Origin of the sequence: Pseudomonas corrugata (genome assembly GCF_050920615.1) — a bacterium.
In the GTDB taxonomy this organism is placed as follows: domain Bacteria; phylum Pseudomonadota; class Gammaproteobacteria; order Pseudomonadales; family Pseudomonadaceae; genus Aquipseudomonas; species Aquipseudomonas corrugata.
In genome coordinates this window covers 4,884,242-4,904,390 of the sequence record NZ_CP130434.1, presented here as the reverse complement: position 1 = coordinate 4,904,390, position 20,149 = coordinate 4,884,242, and the positions used below count along the sequence as shown (strand labels likewise).

At 60.4% G+C, this 20,149-nt stretch carries 23 protein-coding genes; 18 read left to right on the top strand and 5 right to left on the bottom strand.

Annotated elements, in window-relative coordinates; genetic code table 11:
* Nucleotides 1–43: 43 nt before the first annotated feature.
* Complete coding sequence (locus QZH45_RS21745; RefSeq protein WP_024776888.1) at nucleotides 44–424, bottom strand: Rho termination factor N-terminal domain-containing protein; 381 nt, start codon at nucleotides 422–424, stop codon at nucleotides 44–46.
* Nucleotides 425–456: 32 nt separating this feature from the next.
* Nucleotides 457–801, bottom strand: coding sequence for a hypothetical protein (locus tag QZH45_RS21740; RefSeq protein WP_024776887.1), 345 nt, complete (start codon nucleotides 799–801; stop codon nucleotides 457–459).
* Between the two features lie 175 nt (nucleotides 802–976).
* Between QZH45_RS21740 and QZH45_RS21735 the strand changes: the two genes are divergently transcribed.
* Nucleotides 977–1,459: a GNAT family N-acetyltransferase gene (locus QZH45_RS21735; protein WP_003179435.1), complete on the top strand. Its 483-nt coding sequence runs from the start codon at nucleotides 977–979 to the stop codon at nucleotides 1,457–1,459.
* Between the two features lie 5 nt (nucleotides 1,460–1,464).
* Here the strand turns inward: QZH45_RS21735 and QZH45_RS21730 are convergent, their stop codons facing one another.
* Complete coding sequence (locus QZH45_RS21730; protein WP_024776886.1) at nucleotides 1,465–2,097, bottom strand: glutathione S-transferase family protein; 633 nt, start codon at nucleotides 2,095–2,097, stop codon at nucleotides 1,465–1,467.
* Between the two features lie 188 nt (nucleotides 2,098–2,285).
* Here QZH45_RS21730 and QZH45_RS21725 point away from each other — a divergent pair, with 188 nt between their 5' ends.
* The 5 genes from QZH45_RS21725 to QZH45_RS21705 all read left to right on the top strand — a co-directional run bounded on the left by QZH45_RS21725 (nucleotide 2,286) and on the right by QZH45_RS21705 (nucleotide 7,469).
* Entirely contained in the window at nucleotides 2,286–3,269 is a 984-nt protein-coding gene (locus QZH45_RS21725; protein ID WP_024776885.1) for a 2-dehydro-3-deoxygalactonokinase, read from the top strand.
* A gap of 19 nt (nucleotides 3,270–3,288) precedes the next feature.
* Nucleotides 3,289–3,909 carry a 2-dehydro-3-deoxy-6-phosphogalactonate aldolase gene (locus QZH45_RS21720; RefSeq protein WP_024776884.1) on the top strand — a complete coding sequence of 207 codons (621 nt, stop codon included), beginning with the start codon at nucleotides 3,289–3,291 and terminating at the stop codon, nucleotides 3,907–3,909.
* A gap of 49 nt (nucleotides 3,910–3,958) precedes the next feature.
* The gene (gene dgoD, locus QZH45_RS21715) at nucleotides 3,959–5,107 is read left to right on the top strand and encodes a galactonate dehydratase (protein ID WP_024776883.1); all 1,149 of its coding nucleotides are present in this window, start codon (nucleotides 3,959–3,961) and stop codon (nucleotides 5,105–5,107) included.
* A gap of 188 nt (nucleotides 5,108–5,295) precedes the next feature.
* Complete coding sequence (locus QZH45_RS21710; protein ID WP_024776882.1) at nucleotides 5,296–6,606, top strand: MFS transporter; 1,311 nt, start codon at nucleotides 5,296–5,298, stop codon at nucleotides 6,604–6,606.
* 59 nt (nucleotides 6,607–6,665) lie between these two features.
* On the top strand, nucleotides 6,666–7,469 hold the full coding sequence (locus QZH45_RS21705) for an IclR family transcriptional regulator (RefSeq protein ID WP_024776881.1): 804 nt from the start codon (nucleotides 6,666–6,668) through the stop codon (nucleotides 7,467–7,469).
* Between the two features lie 55 nt (nucleotides 7,470–7,524).
* Here the strand turns inward: QZH45_RS21705 and QZH45_RS21700 are convergent, their stop codons facing one another.
* Entirely contained in the window at nucleotides 7,525–8,577 is a 1,053-nt protein-coding gene (locus QZH45_RS21700) for an NAD(P)-dependent alcohol dehydrogenase (RefSeq protein WP_024776880.1), read from the bottom strand.
* Between the two features lie 179 nt (nucleotides 8,578–8,756).
* Here QZH45_RS21700 and QZH45_RS21695 point away from each other — a divergent pair, with 179 nt between their 5' ends.
* A complete protein-coding gene (locus QZH45_RS21695; RefSeq protein WP_024776879.1) occupies nucleotides 8,757–9,647 on the top strand; it encodes an AraC family transcriptional regulator in 891 nt (296 codons plus the stop codon).
* A 182-nt stretch (nucleotides 9,648–9,829) separates the two neighbouring features.
* Here QZH45_RS21695 and QZH45_RS21690 read toward each other — a convergent pair whose 3' ends face one another.
* Nucleotides 9,830–11,494 (bottom strand): electron transfer flavoprotein-ubiquinone oxidoreductase, encoded by a 1,665-nt coding sequence (locus tag QZH45_RS21690; protein ID WP_053190773.1) that lies wholly within the window; start codon nucleotides 11,492–11,494, stop codon nucleotides 9,830–9,832.
* Between the two features lie 543 nt (nucleotides 11,495–12,037).
* Between QZH45_RS21690 and QZH45_RS21685 the strand changes: the two genes are divergently transcribed.
* From QZH45_RS21685 to QZH45_RS21635, 11 genes are all read left to right on the top strand, one after another.
* Nucleotides 12,038–12,787, top strand: a complete 750-nt coding sequence (locus QZH45_RS21685; protein WP_024776877.1) for an electron transfer flavoprotein subunit beta/FixA family protein — start codon at nucleotides 12,038–12,040, stop codon at nucleotides 12,785–12,787.
* 2 nt (nucleotides 12,788–12,789) lie between these two features.
* Complete coding sequence (locus QZH45_RS21680) at nucleotides 12,790–13,719, top strand: electron transfer flavoprotein subunit alpha/FixB family protein (protein WP_024776876.1); 930 nt, start codon at nucleotides 12,790–12,792, stop codon at nucleotides 13,717–13,719.
* A gap of 138 nt (nucleotides 13,720–13,857) precedes the next feature.
* Nucleotides 13,858–14,682 carry a substrate-binding periplasmic protein gene (locus tag QZH45_RS21675; RefSeq protein WP_053190776.1) on the top strand — a complete coding sequence of 275 codons (825 nt, stop codon included), beginning with the start codon at nucleotides 13,858–13,860 and terminating at the stop codon, nucleotides 14,680–14,682.
* Between the two features lie 9 nt (nucleotides 14,683–14,691).
* Complete coding sequence (locus QZH45_RS21670; protein ID WP_003204190.1) at nucleotides 14,692–15,051, top strand: DUF4398 domain-containing protein; 360 nt, start codon at nucleotides 14,692–14,694, stop codon at nucleotides 15,049–15,051.
* The gene (locus QZH45_RS21665; protein WP_055135100.1) at nucleotides 15,048–15,857 is read left to right on the top strand and encodes an OmpA family protein; all 810 of its coding nucleotides are present in this window, start codon (nucleotides 15,048–15,050) and stop codon (nucleotides 15,855–15,857) included. Before QZH45_RS21670 ends, QZH45_RS21665 begins: the two co-directional genes overlap by 4 nt.
* 197 nt (nucleotides 15,858–16,054) lie before the next feature.
* On the top strand, nucleotides 16,055–17,497 hold the full coding sequence (locus QZH45_RS21660) for a PLP-dependent aminotransferase family protein (protein ID WP_024776873.1): 1,443 nt from the start codon (nucleotides 16,055–16,057) through the stop codon (nucleotides 17,495–17,497).
* Nucleotides 17,498–17,569: 72 nt separating this feature from the next.
* On the top strand, nucleotides 17,570–18,055 hold the full coding sequence (locus QZH45_RS21655; protein ID WP_055135101.1) for a hypothetical protein: 486 nt from the start codon (nucleotides 17,570–17,572) through the stop codon (nucleotides 18,053–18,055).
* 142 nt (nucleotides 18,056–18,197) lie between these two features.
* Entirely contained in the window at nucleotides 18,198–18,476 is a 279-nt protein-coding gene (locus QZH45_RS21650; RefSeq protein ID WP_055135102.1) for a YkgJ family cysteine cluster protein, read from the top strand.
* 55 nt (nucleotides 18,477–18,531) lie between these two features.
* The gene (locus QZH45_RS21645) at nucleotides 18,532–19,140 is read left to right on the top strand and encodes an START domain-containing protein (protein ID WP_053190780.1); all 609 of its coding nucleotides are present in this window, start codon (nucleotides 18,532–18,534) and stop codon (nucleotides 19,138–19,140) included.
* A 147-nt stretch (nucleotides 19,141–19,287) separates the two neighbouring features.
* The gene (locus QZH45_RS21640) at nucleotides 19,288–19,524 is read left to right on the top strand and encodes a hypothetical protein (protein ID WP_024776870.1); all 237 of its coding nucleotides are present in this window, start codon (nucleotides 19,288–19,290) and stop codon (nucleotides 19,522–19,524) included.
* Between the two features lie 203 nt (nucleotides 19,525–19,727).
* Entirely contained in the window at nucleotides 19,728–20,069 is a 342-nt protein-coding gene (locus QZH45_RS21635; RefSeq protein ID WP_047699165.1) for a ribonuclease E inhibitor RraB, read from the top strand.
* Nucleotides 20,070–20,149 lie beyond the last annotated feature (80 nt).

The window sequence follows — 20,149 nt, the reverse complement described above, 5'->3', positions numbered from 1 at the left end:
GGAGCGGGCTTACCTGCGATGGGGCCCGCCCTGACGCCGCCAATCAAGCTGCCTTGCGCAACGCCTCGATCAACTCTTGCTTGCGCATCTTCGAACGCCCGGGAATGTTCTTCGCCCGGGCTTCTTTCATCAGGCTGTCGACGGTCTGGGTTTCATGGGAAGCCCTGCTGCGGCGCGGGTGGCCTTCCCGGGTCTTGGCCGCACGACGGGCCGATTCCTTGCGGTCGGTTTTCTTTTCCGCGGCCGGTTTATGTTTCCCCGAACCGCCGGAACGCTCGCCGCCGCCGGACTGTTTGTTCACCGTCGCCCAGGCCCGTGCCTCGGCCGTGTCCTCGGACAGGCCTTTCTTCTCGTAGCTTTTTTCGATGTGTCCGGCCTTGCGCTTTTGCTCGGCGGTGTATTTGTCTTTGCTTCCACGAGGCATGGGATTCTCCTCCTCAAGTGTGTGAGCAGAGGCTACTGGCTGGCGCCACCTTCGGAGCCCGAACCACCGGTGGTGGTTTTCGAGCCCACACCGGTTTCGGCGTTATCGGGCGCTGCAGAGTCCGGCGTGTTCATGCCACCCTGACGGCCCATGTCATTACCTTGCACGCGCGGATCGGTGCCGGTGGCGGGTGGCTGGCCATTGTTCAAGGTGCCGCCACCGGTGCCGTCGGTGTTCAACTTGGGCATGCCCTGTGTGGCCGGCGAGTGGGGAGCCTCCACCGGGTCGGTCGGTCCGGTACCAGAGGTGGACGCCGCTAAGGCCACCGAAGAGAGCAGTGCGGCAAATGTGAACGCAGTCAGCCTTGAAGTGATCATGGTGTCGCCTCCATTTTTCAGATGTTTGCCTGATCTTGGGCTGCCTTGGATCGAGGTTGGTGCCTCGGGGGCGACGAATGGTGCTTTCGAGCGTGCGTCATCATTTGGATTGAAATGTGACGAGTGCCGCGTGGCGGCTTAGTATGGCGCTTTCCATTGGCTACAAGGCCCGTTCATGTCGATCGAGATCCGTCCTGCGCAACCCAGCGATGCGCCTCAAATCCTTGCCTTCATCACCGAGCTGGCCGACTACGAAAAAGCCCGTCACGAAGTTATCGCCAGTGTGGCCGACATCGAGCGCAGCCTGTTCAGCGAAGGCGCAACTGCCCACGGGCTGATCTGCCTGCGTGATGGCGTACCGATTGGTTTCGCGGTGTTTTTCTTCAGCTACTCCACCTGGTTGGGCAGTAACTGTCTGTATCTGGAAGACTTGTACATCACGCCCGAACAGCGTGGCGGCGGTGCGGGCAAGACGTTGTTGCGTCACCTGGCCAAAGTCGCCTGCGACAACGATTGCGGTCGTTTCGAATGGAGTGTCCTGGACTGGAACACACCTGCGATCGAATTCTACAAATCCCTCGGCGCGCAACCCCAGGAAGAATGGGTGCGCTACCGGATGGACGGCAAGGTGCTACGGGATTTCGCCCAAGGCAATTGAAGGTTTCAGGAATACCCGGCGCCGGCATACTCGGCAAATCCCGGTCGTTGTTCGAGCCGTTTGCAGTACGCGGCGACGGCCGGGTAGTCCGGCCGCTCCATGGGCGTCTGGCGCCAGCGGTGCACGGACAGGCCGATGAGCACGTCCGCCAGGGAGAAATCCGCACCGGCGACATAGGCGCCGGTGCGATTCAACTGCTGCTCGAGCAACCCCATCTTTTCGTTCCAGCCTCTGACTCCGGCGGCGATGGATTGTGGATCCTGCATATCCGGATTCTTGCGCACCAGCGCATGAAACGCGTAACCCCATGACGGGTTGAGTTCCGTCGCCTGCCAATCCATCCACTGCTCGATCCTCGCCCGTGCGGCTGGTTCGACGGCGAGCAGATCACTGCGCCCATGCTTGCCTACCAGGTAACGGCAGATGGTGTTCGACTCCCAAAGCACACCGTTCTCATCGATGATCACCGGTACCTGAGCGTTTGGGTTAAGTGCGAGGAATGCCGGATCGTGAGTTGAATTGAAGCCGATGCCCCAGTCTTCACGTTCGTAGGAGATGTCCAGTTCCTGGCAGGTCCATAGCACTTTTCTGACGTTGATCGAGGAAGTGCGGCCGAGGATTTTCAGCAGTTGTCCCATTTCATTATCCCTGAGAGTTAAGGCATCCGGACAGGAAACGTAGCAGGGACGAGAGTGGATGGCGATGGTTTCGGATGTCTTTGTGTTCGTCCCAATATATGGGAGTGATATTTATATATTGAGATTTATCTACGGCCAGGTTTATAGTCCGTGCCACTCACTGCCAAAAAACAGAACAGGTGAAGCGGATGCAGGCGCAATTGATCGCGCTCGATTGGGGAACCACCTCACTACGGGCTTATAAACTCGCCGCGGGAGGCGAGGTGCTTGAGCAGCGCTCGCTGTCGTCGGGGATCATGCAGTTGCCTTCCGGGCCGCGGACCGTGGCCGGTCGGGAATGCACCGACGGTTTCGAGCTGGCGTTCGACGAGGCCTGCGGTGATTGGTTGGACGCGCAGCCGGGCCTGCCCGTCATTGCCTGCGGCATGGTCGGCAGCGCCCAGGGTTGGTGCGAAGCGCCTTACTGCGACACACCGGCAAACGTCGCCAATCTCGGACATTCCCTGCAAACCGTTCGCAGCCTTCGCGGTGTCGATGTGCATATCGTGCCTGGGGTGATCCAGCGCTCGCGGTTACCCAATGTGATGCGCGGCGAAGAAACTCAAGTACTCGGCGCCTTGCACAGCTTGCCGAGCGAAGCGGTGCTGATCGGCTTACCCGGCAGCCACTCGAAATGGGTGGAAGTAGTCGATGGCTGCATTGTGCATTTCGATACCTTCATGACCGGCGAAATCTTCGCGGTGCTCAGCGACCACAGCATTCTCGGCCGTACCCAGCAGCGCGGCGTCGCGTTCGATGGCGTGGCCTTCGATCGTGGTGTGCAGGTAGCGCTGTCGACGGACGGACAGATCGGGCCACTGTCCACCGTGTTCAGCGCTCGCAGCCTGGGGCTGACCGGTGAACTCGGCGCAAGCGCTCAGGCTGACTATCTCTCCGGCTTGTTGATTGGCCATGAGCTGACGGCACTGGCCGCGGCACAACGCCATCGGCGCAACAGCGTGCACTTGCCGACGGTGGTGCTGATTGGCAATTCCCAACTCTGCGCCCGTTATCAACGGGCCCTCGACGCCTGCGGATTTGCCCGGGTGACCCTGGCTGAACAGGCCACCGAACGAGGTTTGTGGCAGCTGGCCGTGGCGGCCGGGCTGCTTGAATCCAGCGTATCGCGTTAAACCTGACTGGAGGTCTGACATGCTCACACAAGCACTGGCGCACAACGGGCTGATCGCTATCCTGCGCGGTCTGCGTCCTGAAGAAGCGGCAGCCATCGGCGAAGTCCTGTACAGCGCCGGATTCCGCGTCATTGAGGTACCGCTCAATTCCCCCGAGCCGTACGAAAGTATCCGCATCCTGCGTAATACCTTGCCCGCCGACTGCCTGATCGGTGCCGGCACCGTGCTGACGCCGGAGCAGGTGGAGCTGGTGAAGGCCGCCGGCGGCCAGGTGATCGTCATGCCCCACAGCGATCCGAACGTGTTGCGGGCGGCGAAAGCGGCAGGGCTCTACCTCTCGCCCGGCGTCGCCACGCCTACCGAGGCATTTGCCGCGCTGGCCGAAGGCGCCCATGTGCTGAAGCTTTTTCCTGCCGAGCAAATGGGCCCGGCGGTGGTCAAGGCCTGGCTCGCGGTGTTGCCGGCCGGAACCGTGCTGGTGCCGGTGGGAGGGATCACGCCGGACAACATGGCGGTGTTCCTCGAGGCGGGCGTCAAGGGGTTCGGCCTGGGCTCCGGGCTGTTCAAGCCGGGCCTGACGGCGGACGAAGTTGCGGTGCGCGCCAAGGCTTACGTGGCCGCATGGAATGCCTTGAACTGAAGACTTTTCCAGCGCTGCGTGCGCTGCATCTGACAAGAGAGACAACAAGATGAAAATCACCAAGCTGACCACCTTTATCGTTCCGCCGCGCTGGTGCTTCCTCAAGGTCGAAACCGACGAGGGCGTGACTGGCTGGGGCGAGCCGGTGGTCGAGGGCCGCGCCCATACGGTGGCGGCCGCCGTTGAGGAATTGTCCGACTACCTGATCGGCAAAGACCCACGCAATATCGAAGACATCTGGACTGTCCTGTATCGCGGTGGTTTCTATCGCGGTGGTGCCGTCCATATGAGTGCTCTGGCCGGTATCGACCAAGCGCTGTGGGACATCAAGGGCAAGGCCCTGGGCGTGTCGGTCAGCGACCTGCTGGGCGGTCAGGTGCGCGACAAGATTCGCGTCTACTCCTGGATCGGCGGCGACCGGCCGGCGGACACCGCTCGCGCGGCGAAAGAAGCCGTAGGGCGGGGCTTCACCGCGGTGAAAATGAACGGTACTGAAGAACTGCAGTTTCTCGACACCTTCGAAAAAGTCGACCTGGCGCTCGCCAACGTGGCCGCGGTGCGGGACGCGGTAGGGCCGAACGTCGGCATTGGCGTGGACTTCCACGGCCGGGTCCACAAGCCGATGGCCAAGGTGCTGATGAAGGAGCTCGACCCATACAAGCTGATGTTCATCGAAGAACCGGTGCTCAGCGAAAACTATGAAGCCCTCAAGGAACTGGCGCCGCTGACCAGCACGCCGATTGCCCTGGGCGAGCGCCTGTTTTCCCGCTGGGATTTCAAACGGGTGCTCAGCGAAGGTTACGTGGACATCATCCAGCCGGATGCTTCCCACGCCGGCGGGATCACCGAAACCCGCAAGATCGCCAACATGGCCGAGGCCTACGATGTGGCGCTGGCGCTGCACTGCCCGCTGGGTCCGATTGCCCTGGCGGCGTGCCTGCAACTGGATGCGGCTTGCTACAACGCGTTCATCCAGGAGCAGAGCCTGGGCATCCACTACAACGAGAGCAACGACCTGCTGGATTACGTCAAGGATGCGCGGGTGTTCGACTACGACAAAGGCTTCGTGAAGATCCCCAACGGCCCGGGCCTGGGTATCGAGATCAACGAGGAGTACGTCATCGAACGCGCCGCCGTCGGCCACCGCTGGCGCAATCCGATCTGGCGCCATGCCGATGGCAGTTTTGCCGAGTGGTGAGTTCCCAGGCCCACCACTGAACCTTGTGGGAGCGAGCCTGCTCGCGATCGCGGTGGATCAGCTGATTAATGCGCTACTGACATACCGCCATCGCGAGCAGGCTCGCTCCCACAAAGGATCTCCATCGGCAAGGAGATCCCCCATCCTCGCGCCCGTTTCCTCAATAAACATAAGAAGAGGCACCTCACATGCAAGCGCACACCTTGAGCGCGCAGGCGTCGTTGGCGACGCCCAGCCGCAAGCGTTTTTTCATCATGGTCCTGCTTTTCATCACGGTGGTGATCAACTACCTGGACCGCAGCAACCTGTCGATTGCCGCTCCCGCGCTGACCAGTGAACTGGGCATCGATCCGATCCATGTCGGGCTGATCTTCTCGGCGTTCGGCTGGACCTACGCAGCCATGCAGATCCCCGGCGGCTGGCTGGTGGACCGCGTGCCACCGCGGATTCTGTACAGCGTCGCGTTGCTGTTGTGGTCGGTGGCCACGGTGATGCTCGGTTTTGCCGCCAGTTTCATCGCCTTGTTCGTGCTGCGCATGGCGGTCGGCGCCCTGGAGGCGCCGGCCTATCCCATCAACAGCCGTGTGGTCACCACATGGTTTCCCGAGCGCGAGCGGGCCACTGCCATCGGCTTCTACACCTCCGGACAGTTCGTTGGCCTGGCTTTCCTGACGCCAGTGCTGGCCTGGCTGCAACACACGTTCGGCTGGCACATGGTGTTCGTGGTGACCGGTGCGGTGGGCATTGTCTGGGCGGTGATCTGGTACGCGGTGTATCGCGAGCCTCGGGATTTCAAGGGCGCCAACGCTGCCGAAATCGATTTGATTCGCGCAGGCGGCGGTTTGGTGGACATCCAGGCCGAGGCGGCCGAGACCAAGGCAAAATTCAGCTGGACCGACCTGGGTGTCGTGCTGACCCGGCGCAAGCTGTGGGGCATTTACCTGGGCCAGTTCTGCCTGAACTCCACGCTGTGGTTTTTCCTGACGTGGTTCCCGACCTACCTGGTGAAATATCGCGGCATGGACTTCATCAAGTCCGGCCTGCTGGCGTCGCTGCCGTTCCTCGCGGCGTTTGTCGGCGTGTTGTGTTCCGGGTTCTTTTCCGACTGGCTGATCCGTCGCGGCGCCACGGTCGGGTTCGCCCGGAAGCTGCCGATCATTGGCGGGCTGCTGATCTCGACCTCGATCATTGGCGCCAACTTCGTTGAATCGACGCCGATGGTGATCGCGTTCCTGGCGCTGGCTTTCTTCGGCAACGGCCTGGCATCGATCACCTGGTCGCTGGTGTCGACCCTGGCGCCGTCGCGGCTGCTCGGGCTGACGGGTGGGGTGTTCAACTTGATCGGTAACCTGGCGGCCATCGCCACGCCGATCGTCATCGGTTTCCTCGCCAGCGGCGATTCGTTTGCCCCGGCCATCACCTATATCGCCGTTCTGGCGCTGGTGGGGGCGCTGTCCTACATCCTGCTGGTTGGGAAGGTCGAGCGCATCGAGTTGTAGTCCGACGGGGCGGGCGACCATAATGCGGCCCGTTCCCCGCTCACTGTTGAAGGCCGGATATGCAGCAAGACGATCCAAAAATCACCAAGGACGCAGCGCCTACAGGCACCCAGACATTACTGCGCGGCCTGGGTGTGGTTCAGGCGGTCGCCAGCGGTGCCCGTGACCTGAAGGAAATCGCCCGGCTGATCGGCACGACCCGCAGCACCACCCATCGCCTGGCCAGTTGCCTGGTGGACGAGCGCTACCTGCGCGTGGTGCCACAGGTGGGTTACCTGCTGGGGCCGAAGTTGATCGAACTGGGTTTCCAGGCGCGGGAAGATCTGCCGCTGGTGAGCCTGGCGGGACCGTATCTGGACGAGTTGTCGGCGTTGACCGGCGACACCGTTCACCTGGCGATTCGCGAGGGTGACGAAGTTTTGTACCTGCTGAAGAATCCGGGGCGCAACGGCCCGGAAATGCGCTCGCGGGTGGGTCATCGCATGCCATTGGCACGCACGGGGATCGGCAAGGCGCTGATGCTCGATGATCCCGAGGAAAATTGGCGGCGCTTGTACGAAATCAGTCTGCCGGCCGCTGGGAAGAATCAGTTCTGGCCCCAGCACCAGGAGCAATCCTGGGAGCAGTTCCAGCAGCGAATGGTGGAGTATGTGGCGGGAGGCTACGCCTTCGACCTGGAAGACAACGAACCGTCGATCCGTTGCGTGGCGGCGCCGATCCGGGACGCAGGCAAGCGGATTGTCGCCGGTATCAGCATTGCCAGCACCGTGCCCTACATGCCGTTGGAAAAAATGGCCGAGCTGATTCCCCTGGTCAAAGGGGTCACAGCCCGGTTGTCGGCGGAGCTGGGTGCCAAGGTCTGATTAGTGGCCTGTGTGGCTGATTCATGCACTCGAATTAACCGTACAGGCCACTGCGTCAGGCCTTGAGCGTCGCCATGTCGATGACAAAGCGGTACTTCACGTCACCGGCGATCATGCGGCTGTAGGCTTCGTTGATCTGGCGGATGTCGAGCATTTCAACGTCGCAACTGATGTTGTGCTCGGCGCAGAAATCCAGCACTTCCTGGGTTTCTGCGATGCCACCGATCAACGAACCGGCCAATACGCGACGACCCATGATCAAATTGGCGGCATGGACCGGCGGATCGATCGGCTCGACCAGGCCCACCAGGATGTGCACGCCGTCGAAACGCAACGTCCCCAGGTAGGGATTGAGGTCGTGCTGTACTGGAATGGTGTCCAGCAGGAAGTGGAAGCGTCCGGCGGCAGCGGCCATCTGCTCGGCGTCGGTGGACACGATCACATGGTCCGCGCCCTGGCGACGGGCTTCTTCCGCCTTGCTCGCCGAGCGGGTGAACAACGTCACTTCGGCGCCCATGGCCTTGGCGAACTTGATACCCATGTGGCCGAGGCCGCCCATGCCGAGCACGCCGACCTTGTCACCGGCCTTCACGCCGTAGTGCTTGAGGGGGGAGTAGGTGGTGATGCCGGCGCAGAGAATCGGTGCGGCGCTGGCCGGGTCGAGTGCGGCGGGGATACGCAACACGAAATGCTCGTTGACCACGATGCTGTCGGAGTAGCCACCCATGGTATGGCCGCCGCTGATACGGTCCGGGCTGGCATAGGTCTGGGTCATGCCCTGGTAGCAGTATTGCTCCAGGTCAGCATGGCAGGCTTCGCACTCGCGGCAGGAGTCGACCATGCAGCCAACACCCACCAAGTCGCCGATCTTATAGCGGGTGACATCTGCACCGACGGCGGTAACCTTGCCTACGATCTCGTGGCCGGGCATCAGCGGGTAGACCGCGATGCCCCATTCGTTGCGGGCCTGGTGGATATCGGAGTGGCAGACGCCACAGTAGAGAATGTCGATTGCCACGTCGTCGGCCTGCGGGCTGCGCCGCTCGAACTTCATGGGGGCGAGGGGCGCGGTGGGCGATTGAGCGGCGTATCCGATGGCAGTGTACATAGTGAACCTCGCTAAACAATGAACAGTCAGGCGATCTATTCTGGGAGCCATGGCGGCATCCCGCGATGGCGATTCCTACGGGTGTCATGCCTAATCCTCCGACCTTGGCCGTAGATCGATCCTATGGAGCGCCAGACCTGCGATGATGTTCCCATCCCTTTTTCCGTGAAGTTTTTCCCATGTTGCTGACCCGCTATCTCGATGCCAACGCGGCGCTGGTTTCGCTGATCGAACCTCTGGCGACCCGTGACGGCTTTATTCCTACACAGCTGCCTGGTGTACAAGTGCTGCGGTGCAGCCAAGACATCGCCCGTGGTCCGCAGCTCTACGAGCCGAGCCTGGTGATCATTGCCCAGGGCAGCAAACTGGCTTACCTGGGACCGCGCACGCTGGAATACGGCGCCGGGCATTACCTGATCCAGGCGCTGCCGGTGCCGTTCGAGTGCGAAACCTACGCCATGCCCGATGCTCCGCTGCTCGGGATTTCCGTTGCGATCGATCGGGCGCTGTTGGGCGAGCTGGTGCTGGCCATGGGGTTGATGCCGGGGCGAAGCCTCGCGGCCCAGACGCCGGAATCCATGACCAGCGCCGTGCTCGATGGCGCCATGCGCGGATGCGTCGAGCGTCTGTTGCACTGCCTGCACGATCCGCTGGAATGCCAGGTGATGGGCCAGGCGCGCTTGCGGGAATTGCTCTTCGCGGCGTTGCGCGGCCCCCAGGCCGATGTGTTGCGGGCGTTGGTGGAGCAGCAAGGGCAGTTCGCCCGGATCGCTGCCGCATTGAGCCATTTGCACGCGCACTTCACCGAGCCGCTCAACGTCGAGACGCTGGCCAACTGCGCGAACATGAGCGCTTCAACCTTTCATGAGCATTTCAAGCGCAGTACCTTGCTGTCGCCGGTGCAGTACCTCAAGCGATTGCGCCTGCTCAAGGCGCAGCGGCTGTTGCTCAGCGAGGGCATGGGCGTGGCCCAGGTCGCACATCAGGTGGGCTACCAGAGCTCGTCGCAGTTCAGCCGGGAGTACAAGCGCTACTTCGAGCGCAACCCCGGGGAGGAACGTGCCGCCTGAACCGCTGCAGATCCCCTGTGGGAGCGAGCCTGCTCGCGATAGCGGTTCATCTATCGGCATTTTTACTGGCTGACACACCGCCTTCGCGAGCAGGCTCGCTCCCACAGGGAGATCGGCGCTCCATTCATTGCAGGCAACAAAAAGGCCCCCATTGCGGGAGCCTTGATGTTCAGCGAATCGGCTTACATGTTCGGGTAAGTCGGCCCACCGGCGCCTTCCGGCGAGACCCAGGTGATGTTCTGGGCCGGGTCCTTGATGTCGCAGGTCTTGCAGTGGACGCAATTCTGGGCGTTGATCTGGAAGCGTTTCTCGCCGTCCTCCTTGGTCACCACCTCATACACGCCGGCCGGGCAGTAGCGTTGGGCCGGTTCGTCGTACAGGGGCAGGTTCTTGCTGATCGGGATGCTCGGATCGGTCAGTTTCAGGTGGCAGGGTTGTTCTTCTTCATGGTTGGTACCGGAGATGAACACCGAGCTGAGTTTGTCGAAGCTGATCTTGCCGTCCGGTTTCGGATAGTCGATCTTCTTGCAATCGGCGGCCAGCTTCAGGCAGGCATAGTCGGGTTTGTTGTCATGCAGGGTGAACGGCAGCTTGCCGCCGAATATGTTCTGGTCAAGCCAGTTGAAGCCGCCACCGATGATTGCGCCATACTTGTGGATCGCCGCGCCGAAGTTGCGGCTGGCGAACAGCTCTTCATACAGCCAGCTCTTCTTGAAGCTATCAACGTAAGCAGTCAGTTCATCACCGCCTTCGGATTCGGCGAACAGGCGATCGGCCACGGCATCGGCGGCGAGCATGCCGGACTTCATGGCGGTGTGGCTGCCCTTGATCTTGGCGAAGTTCAGCGTGCCCAGGTCGCAACCGATCAATGCACCGCCTTTGAAGACCATTTTCGGCAGCGAGTTCAGGCCGCCCTTGCAGATGGCGCGGGCGCCGTAGCTGACGCGCTTGCCGCCTTCCAGATACTGCTTGAGCACCGGGTGATGCTTGAGGCGTTGGAACTCGTCGAACGGCGACAGGTAGGTGTTGCTGTAGGACAGGTCGACGATCAGGCCCACGACCACCTGGTTGTTTTCCAAGTGATATAGGAACGAGCCGCCGGTGTTCTCGGTGCCCATGATGTCCAGCGGCCAGCCGGCGGTGTGCACCACCAGGCCAGGTTGATGCTTGGCCGGGTCGATTTCCCAGATTTCCTTCAAACCGATGCCGTAGTGCTGGGCGTCTGCATCGCTGTCCAGGTTGAAGCGCTTGATCAGTTGCTTGCCGATATGGCCGCGGCAGCCTTCGGCGAACAACGTGTACTTGCCGCGCAGTTCCATGCCGGGCGTGTAGAGGCCTTCCTTCGGATGGCCTTCACGGTCGACACCCAGATCGCCGGTGATAATCCCGCGGACAACGCCGTTTTCGTCGAACAGCGCTTCCTGGGCGGCGAAGCCCGGGTAGATTTCCACGCCCAGGTTCTCGGCCTGCTGGGCCAGCCAGCGGCAAAGATTGCCGAGGGAAATAATATAGTTGCCTTCGTTGTGCATGGTCTTGGGCACGAAGAAGTCAGGGATTTTGTTCGCAGTGTCGGCGTTCCTCAGGACATAAATGTCATCGCGCTTGACTGGCGTGTTCAGCGGAGCGCCGAGTTCTTTCCAGTCCGGGAACAGTTCATTCAGGGCGCGGGGCTCGAACACCGCGCCGGAAAGGATGTGTGCACCGACTTCGGAGCCTTTTTCCACCACGCAGACGCTGATTTCCTTACCGGCTTCGGCGGCCTTCTGCTTCAGGCGGCAGGCGGCAGACAGGCCAGCGGGGCCGGCACCGACGATGACCACGTCGAATTCCATGTATTCGCGTTCCACAGGCTATCTCCTACTCTCAAGGCTCACGGTTTTTCTAATTGGAGGTTGGGCGTTGCATCCATTGTTTCCTTCGGGAAAAGACGAAAGCGACAATGGATGACCCGCAGTTCTCTCTTGGGGGCGCATTATATCTACACCACTCTCAGGGTCCAATACAAACGTTTGTTTGAAATAGCCGCAGGCCAGATAAATCACCGACGTGCGGCTTATGACTGGCCATTTTGCCGTATTGACCGGAATAGGCGTTCCGGTCAAGATACGGGCGGTTTTGCGCTCGCCGTAGGCTGACTGTTGGTTTCAAGAGCACCTCTAAAGACAGGGCGAAGGCAGCACAAAGTGACGTATTGCGTGTTCGGACGCGCAGTTTACACGCCGCGATAATGAATGACTCATCGGTCACCATCGACGAGCGGTCTTCACTCCCGTGAGCAAGGTCATGTGTGGTTCATGCCGGCGTTTTTAGAGGTGCCCTTGCGCCCATGAGCATCAACCGCCAGGTTCGCCTAGGCGACTTTCTTTTCACCGGAGAGTAACGAGGAATCCATGAAGGTTCTTGTAGCTGTCAAACGAGTGGTCGACTATAACGTCAAGGTTCGCGTCAAGGCGGACAACTCCGGCGTCGACCTCGCCAACGTCAAGATGTCGATGAACCCTTTCTGCGAAATCGCCGTGGAAGAAGCCGTACGCCTGAAAGAAAAAGGCGTGGCGACCGAAATCGTCGTCGTCTCCATCGGCCCGACCACCGCCCAGGAGCAACTGCGCACTGCGCTGGCGCTGGGTGCCGATCGTGCCATTCTCGTCGAATCCGCCGAGGAGCTGACTTCCCTGGCCGTGGCCAAGCTGCTCAAGGCCGTTGTCGACAAGGAGCAGCCACAGCTGGTGATCCTCGGCAAACAAGCCATCGACAGCGACAACAACCAGACTGGCCAGATGCTCGCCGCATTGAGCGGATACGGTCAGGGCACCTTTGCGTCGAAAGTCGAAGTGTCCGGCGACAGCGTTGCCGTGACCCGTGAAATCGACGGCGGCGCGCAGACCGTTTCCCTGAAGCTGCCGGCCATCGTCACCACCGACCTGCGTTTGAACGAGCCGCGCTACGCGTCTCTGCCAAACATCATGAAAGCCAAGAAGAAGCCGCTTGAAGTGCTGACTCCTGACGCTTTGGGCGTTTCCACCGCCTCCACCAACAAGACCCTCAAAGTCGAAGCGCCGGCCGCACGCAGCGCGGGCATCAAGGTCAAGTCGGTGGCTGAACTGGTCGAGAAACTGAAAAACGAAGCGAAGGTAATCTGATCATGACTATCTTGGTAATCGCTGAACACGATAACAAGGCGCTGGCCCCGGCCACGCTGAACACCGTTGCTGCCGCTGCCAAAATCGGTGGCGATATCCACGTTCTGGTAGCCGGGCAGGGCGCTGGCGCCGTGGCTGAAGCTGCCGCGAAAATCGCTGGCGTGGCGAAAGTGCTGTCGGCCGACAATGCCGCTTACGCGCACCAGTTGCCGGAAAACGTTGCACCACTGGTAGCCGAGTTGGGCAAGGCCTACAGCCACATCCTGGCTGCCGCCACGTCCAACGGCAAGAACATTCTGCCGCGCGTTGCCGCTGCCCTGGACGTCGACCAGATTTCCGAGATCATCTCGGTGGAAAGCGCCGACACTTTCCAGCGTCCGATCTATGCCGGTAACGCCATTGCCACCGTGCAGTCGACCGCTGCGATCAAGGTCATCACTGTCCGCGCCACCGGTTTCGACCCGGTAGCGGCCGAAGGTGGCTCGGCCGCCGTCGAAGCCGTCAGCGCTGCCCACGACGCCGGCATTTCCAGCTTCGTCAACGAAGAACTGGCCAAGTCCGATCGTCCTGAACTGACCGCTGCCAAGATCGTCGTTTCCGGCGGCCGTGGCATGCAGAACGGTGACAACTTCAAGCACCTGTACGCCCTGGCCGACAAGCTGGGCGCCGCCGTCGGCGCTTCTCGCGCAGCGGTCGACGCAGGTTTCGTACCCAACGACATGCAGGTCGGTCAGACCGGCAAGATTGTTGCGCCACAGCTGTACATTGCTGTCGGTATCTCCGGCGCGATCCAGCACCTGGCTGGTATGAAGGACTCCAAGGTGATCGTTGCGATCAACAAGGACGAAGAAGCACCGATCTTCCAGGTGGCCGATTACGGCCTGGTGGCAGATCTGTTCGAAGCGGTCCCTGAGTTGGAGAAGCTGGTCTAATCCGGCCTCTTCACTTATAAAGAGCCCGGCTTTGACCGTAGTGCAGTTCATTTAAGGTACCTCTGAGTCCTTGAATGAGCGCAATGCGGTCCTGGCCGGGCTTTTTATTGTCTGCATTTTCAAGGGGAGCGTAACGCCATGGATCTTCGCCGTTTGGCCGGCTGGTCGTTGCTGTGGGCGCTGGCGAGCGTGCCGGGCCTGTCTGTCGCCGCCGGCAAGTGCGAGCGGCTGATCGCCACCGGCAGCCCGGATGCGCCGCCTTATCTCTGGCAGGACCCCCAGGATCCCAAGCACTTGATCGGTGCCAGTGCCGACTTGCTGAGTCAGGTTGCGGGAGCGTTGGGCATCAAGGTCGTATTGCTCTATGCCGGCACTCAAGCCCAGGCACTGGAGGAGGTGCGCAGCGGGCGCATGGATCTGTTCGCCGATGCCTCGCTGACGCCCACCGGGCTTGATTTCCTGGACTACGTTCATCCCCCCGTGCTGGAGAACGATCACCTGGTCTGGACCCGCAAGGATTCTCCACTGGTCGTCAATCGGCCCGAAGATCTGCAAGGTCATCCCGGTGCCTTGTCGGAAAAGGCTCGTATGACCCAGGAATTTGGTCTCTTTGCCGAGCAGAAATTGACCCTGGTCCGCACCTCCAACCTGACCCAGGCCTTTCAGAAATTGCTGCTGGGGGAGGTGGAGTATGTCCTCGCCGGGCGTTACTCGGGCCTGGCGATGGCGCAGACGTTGGGCATGGCGAACGACCTGCAAGCTGCTGCACAACCGGTGGATAAACCGGGGCTGTTCCTCGCGGTTTCCCATGACTCCGCCTGCAACGACCCATGGTTGCGCGGACAGCTGGCACAAAAGATGACAGAATTGGCCGCGTCCGGCCTGACGGAGGCTGTGTTGCAGCGCAATCTCGAACGTTGGAACACACAGTTGCAGCCACCTGTCGGCGCCCCAAAACAGTAGGGAACATTAGTGACTATTCGACCTCTTTTCGCTGCCCTGGCCGTTCTGGCTCTGGCGGGCTGCGCAGCCGATCCGGCGCCGAATGAACAGATCCGCCTGACTGAACAGGCGCTGGAACAAGCCCGGGCGGTGGGAGCCACTGCCGATGAAGTGCCTGAATTGAAACTCGCCGAAGAAAAGTTCGCCCGCGCAAAGTCCAACATGGCCGATGAGTCGTACAAAAAGGCGCGCATGCGCGCCGAGCAAGCCGAGCTGGACGCACGTCTGGCCGAAGCGAAGGTGCTGACCCTCAAGAGCCAGGAGCAGTTGAACGTGCTCGACACCCGTATCAAGCGCTTGCGTAAACAACTGCGGGAGGATGCCCAATGAAGCACTCCCATGTGTTTGGCGGTTTGATCCTTGCGGGCCTGGCCAGTCTGTACGGCTGCGCAGGTCAGCGCAGTGAAGCGGCACTGGAAAAAGCCGGTACCGATTTCCAGAAGGTGAAGGAAGACGCCAACGTCCTGCGCGCAGCGCCCAGAGACGTGATTCGCGCCGGAGAGTCACTGGCCCGGGCTGATCGCTTGTCTACTTACTGGGGCAGCGGTGAGGATGTATTGCATTACGCCTACCTCAGCCAGCGCTACAGTGAGATCGCCCGAGAGCACAGCAACCAGGTGCTGAACACAGAGCGTGCGACGAAGCACGAACTGGAGCGCCAGCGCCTGCAGTTGGCTCTGCGCGAATCCAAGTTGCTCAGTGTCCAGCAGCAGGGCAAGTGGCTGGAAGAGCAGATCATGGAAATGACCACCACCCAGACCGATCGCGGCTTGGTGATGACTCTCGGCGATGTCCTGTTCGACACCGGCCAGGCTGAATTGAAAAACTCGGCCAACCGGGTCGTGCTCAAGATCGTGCAGTTCCTGCAACTCAACCCCAAGCGGGTGGTGCGCATCGAAGGCTATACCGACAGCACCGGTGGCAAGCAGGAGAACCTCAAGCTGTCCCGGGACCGCGCCCAGGCGGTGGCGGATGTGCTGGTGGATCTGGGGATCGATGACAAGCGCATCCAGGTCGAAGGCTACGGCGACGAGTTCCCGGTGGACGTCAACGCCACCGAGCGTGGCCGGGCACAGAACCGGCGGGTTGAAATTGTGTTCTCCGACGAGAAGGGCCAGCTCGGCGCTGCCCGCTAAAGGGTCGCGTCACTGGAAAACCCGGCCCCTCAGGGGCGCCGGGTTTTTTTGTGCTTGTGGTTCCACGTTCGCGCACAGTTGGGGCTGTCACTGCACTGTACGGTCGAGTAATCTGGTAACTGTCCCCGTACACTTCTAAACTGTTCCGGTATCGTTTCCTACAAGAACAACATGCCCGTGAAATCGAGTGCTGCGTCATGACCAACCTCTTGCTCTACCAACGTATTGCTCAGCAACTGGCCGAAGACATCCGCCGGGGTGTGTATCAACCCGGTGAGCGCGTGCCGTCGGTGCGCAAGATGAGTTCGCAGCTCAACGTCAGTCACGCGACGGTGTTACAGGCCTATGCCAACCTTGAGGACCAAGGGCTGATTCGTGCGCGACCGCAGTCGGGTTATTACGTGCACCAGACGCCGGCGCTTACGGCGCCGACCCCGGATATTGCCCGGGTAGAGCGTCCAGGGTTGGTGACTCGCAGCAGTATCATCCAGCAGGTATTGGTCGAGTCCCGTCGCGAAGGGGTATTTCCGTTGGGGGCGGCGGTCCCGAGTGTGGATTACCTGCCTGTACGGGCATTGCATCAGCAATTGGCCAAGGTCACGCGCTTCCATAGCCCGCGGGCGTTCAGTTACATGTTCAGCCCGGGCTTCGAACCGTTGCGTCGCCAGGTGGCGATTCGCATGCGCGACGCAGGCGTCGTCGTGGACCCTTCCGAAGTGGTGATTACCCACGGCTGCGTCGATGCGCTGCAGATGTCCCTGCGGGTACTGACCCGGCCAGGAGATCTGATCGCTGCCGAATCGCCCACTTACTATGGTTTGCTGCAACTGGCGGATCTGTTGGGCCTCAAGGTCATCGAGATCCCCAGCGACCCGGTGACCGGCATGAGTCTGGAGGCCCTGCAACTGGCGGCCAACCAGTGGTCGATCAAGGCGCTGGTGCTGACCACGCGGCTGAGCAACCCTCTTGGCGGTACGATGCCCGAGGAGCGGCAGAAGCAACTGTTGCGACTGGCTTCGGACTTCGACATTCAGATTGTCGAGGATGACATCTACGGCGAGTTGATGTTCGAGCAAGGTCGCACCAAAGCGCTCAAGGCCTATGATCGACTGGACCGGGTCATCTACTGTTCGAGTTTTTCCAAGACGTTGTCGCCGGGTGTACGCATCGGCTGGATGATCGCCGGCAAATTCCAGCAGGAGATCCAGCGACTGCAGACGTTCAGTACGCATTCGGCGTGCAGCGTCACGCAGATGGGCATCGCGGCCTATCTGGAGAATGGCGGCTACGACCGCCATCTGCGCTATATCCGCCAGGAGTACCGCAAGAATCTCAGTGCCTTCCAGCTCGCGGTGCAACAGTACTTCCCCGAAGGCACGCAAATGAGCCGTCCCACCGGCGGCTTCATCCTGTGGGTCAGTCTGCCGGGGCGGGTCAATACCCAAGAGCTGCACGTCCGGGCCTTGCAGCAGGGGATCAGTATTGCGCCGGGGTTGATCTTCAGTAACACCGAGCAGTTCAACCACTGCATTCGCCTGAACTGCGGCATCCCTTGGAACCGTGAGGCGGAGCGGGCCTTGATGACGCTGGGGCTGTTGGCCACACAACTATGCCAGGAGACCGCCAGCGGTTTTTTGTAGGGATCAACGTGCTTGCCAGCGTCTGATTATCAGGCGAGCATGTACTTCTCTGCCGTAAGTGCCGTTGTATCTATGAAAGCCATTGCTCCTGCGACCTGGGTTTTGATCGGCCTGCTGACTGTCTTCCACGCCGGAGGTGTCGTGGCTGCTTCGGCGCAAGAAAAACCGGCCGCCAGCGCCACGAAAAGCGCCTCGAAAAGCGTGTCGAAAAAGCCACAGGCAGCGAAAAAAGCGCCTGCTAAAAAAACGGCTTCCCCGCAGAAGAAACGGGCCCCTATTGCCTCCAAGAGCAAGTCTGCCCATGAGGTTGCCAAGACTCCATTACCGCCAGCCAACCTGGATTTGAGCCTGCCACATGACATGGTTCAGAAACTGCAACCACCCGGCACAGTGCCGCTACCCCAGCGTGAGCCGCTGCTGCCGTCCATGTTCGGGCAGAAGCCGGATCCATTTCAGCTCAATGGCCGTCTGCTGAATAACGAAATGCAGCTGCCGTTGCGTAACTCGGAGCGACGGGAAGTGGAGGGGGCGGCCCTGGACTTTGAGTTCAAGCGATAAGTCTTCCCGACGCAGTTCGTCGCTGACTGTTCAGTCATCTGCCATTGGGCAAAAAAACACGCAGACGGTAATTTAAAACGAGTGTTTAAGCCGTTACTCTGTATTTCGTTATTGGGCCGTTACCCGTGAGGATGTCGTCGTCATGAAATGCCGTGAAGGCTGTGGCGCCTGCTGCATTGCCCCTTCCATCAGCTCGTCGATCCCAGGCATGCCTCACGGCAAACCTGCGGGAGAACGTTGTGTGCAATTATCGGTCGATAACTTGTGCCGGATCTTCGGTCTGCCGGAACGTCCAGCTGTGTGTTCGGGGTTTGCAGCCGACATCGAGGTCTGCGGCAACAGCAGCGAGGAAGCCATCCGACTGATCGGGTGGTGGGAGCAGGCCACAGCGTTTAACGGTTCAATGGACAGGGCTGAATAACGAAGCCCAATGACGAAATTCAAATGACCGGACTTCGACAATAAGGAAAAAAACTATGGGTTCGCTGCATCGTATGGCTGTGTTGTGTGGCTTGACCGCCTTTCTGGCAACCGCAACTGCGCAGGCGGAAGACTGGCAGGTCGTCAAGGAGCGGGACGGGATCAAGGTTTCACTCAGTGACGTGGCCGGCTCCAAGTACAAGGCCTACCGTGGCGTGACTGTCATGAAGACCACCATGACGAAGTTGCGAGCCTTGCAGGAAGACGTCCCGGGTGCCTGTGCCTGGATCCATGAGTGCAAGACCCAGAAGCTGCTCAAGCACGAAGGCAACCAGAGTTGGACCTATACCCAATTCAACACGCCGTGGCCGGTCACGTCCCGGGATTCGGTGCTGCAAGTCACCACCATCGAAGGCGCCGATGGCAGCCTGACCCGCAACCTCAAGGGCGTGCCGACCTACCTGCCGGAAGAGAAGGGGTTTGTGCGAGTGGCCCAGGTCGATGGTTTCTGGAAATTCACGCCCAAGGGCGAGGACCAGATCGAGGTAACCTATCAGGTCCATACCGAGCCCGGTGGTGATGTGCCGTCCTGGCTGGCCAACAAATTCGTGGTGGATGCACCGTTCAATACCTTGAAGGCCTTGAGGGAACGTGCCGAGAAATAATCGGCAGGTCTGATGGATGTCCACACCGGGACCGCCCTTGAGGCGGTCTTTTCATTGGTGCCGTCCAGGTAATCAGCGGAACGATTATTCCCCCCCAAATGTCGAGATAGAGGTAAGCCCGGCCATGATTTGATCGAGGAGACACCAATGCAAAAGTGGGAAATCACGTTCGTTGATGACCACGGCGAAGCGATCGCCGAGCAGTTCGACTATGACCAGGAGCCCACCATGGAGCAGGCGGCACAGTTGATTCGCGAAAGACTGCTCCCGGTGTCTGCCAAGTTGGACCTCAATGATCTGGAAGGGCGAACCGCCGAGCCGACGGTCAAGAATCTCAAGTCCCAGCACAGCATTGAAATCATCAACATTAAACCGATTTCATGAAGTTCATGGCCTGGCCCCGCTTGGCAGTGGTCACCACTTGCGGCTACTCTGCAATAGAGATCAGCGAAAGGATCACCAAGGTCCGGTCTTGTCAGCTACATGCTTGTGTCCCGACGGTCATTTGATGCCGTATCGCTTGCAATCCAACGGGTTGCTCGCACGGGAAGACGGAAAGTCTATCCATCGATCGAGGAGGACGTTTCATGAGCACAGCCTATCAAGAAGACATCAGCACCAGCGTGCTGCGCCGCATGAAAGAAGGCGGGTTCGACTTCTCACAATTCCATCCAATCGAGTTCTACGCCATTTTCCCGGATGAGGAGCGGGCGCGCAGGGCTGCAGGTCATTTTCGGGGTGAGTCGTTGAACGCACAGATCAGCGCACGGGACGATGGTGCCTGGTCATTGGAATTGAGCCGGGTGATGTATGCCACCTATGATGACATTGGAGATTTCGAGCAAGACTTCGAGGCGGTGGTAGAGCCCCTGGGCGGCATCATCGAAGGTTGGGGGGTGAAGCAGGAGATCCGGCGTTTCCAGGCCTGATTTCCATACCCTGCCACAGCACAGCGGCTGACCTTCGGGTTGGCCGTTTTCGTGTGTGCAGCCTGTGCCGGGGCACTGGC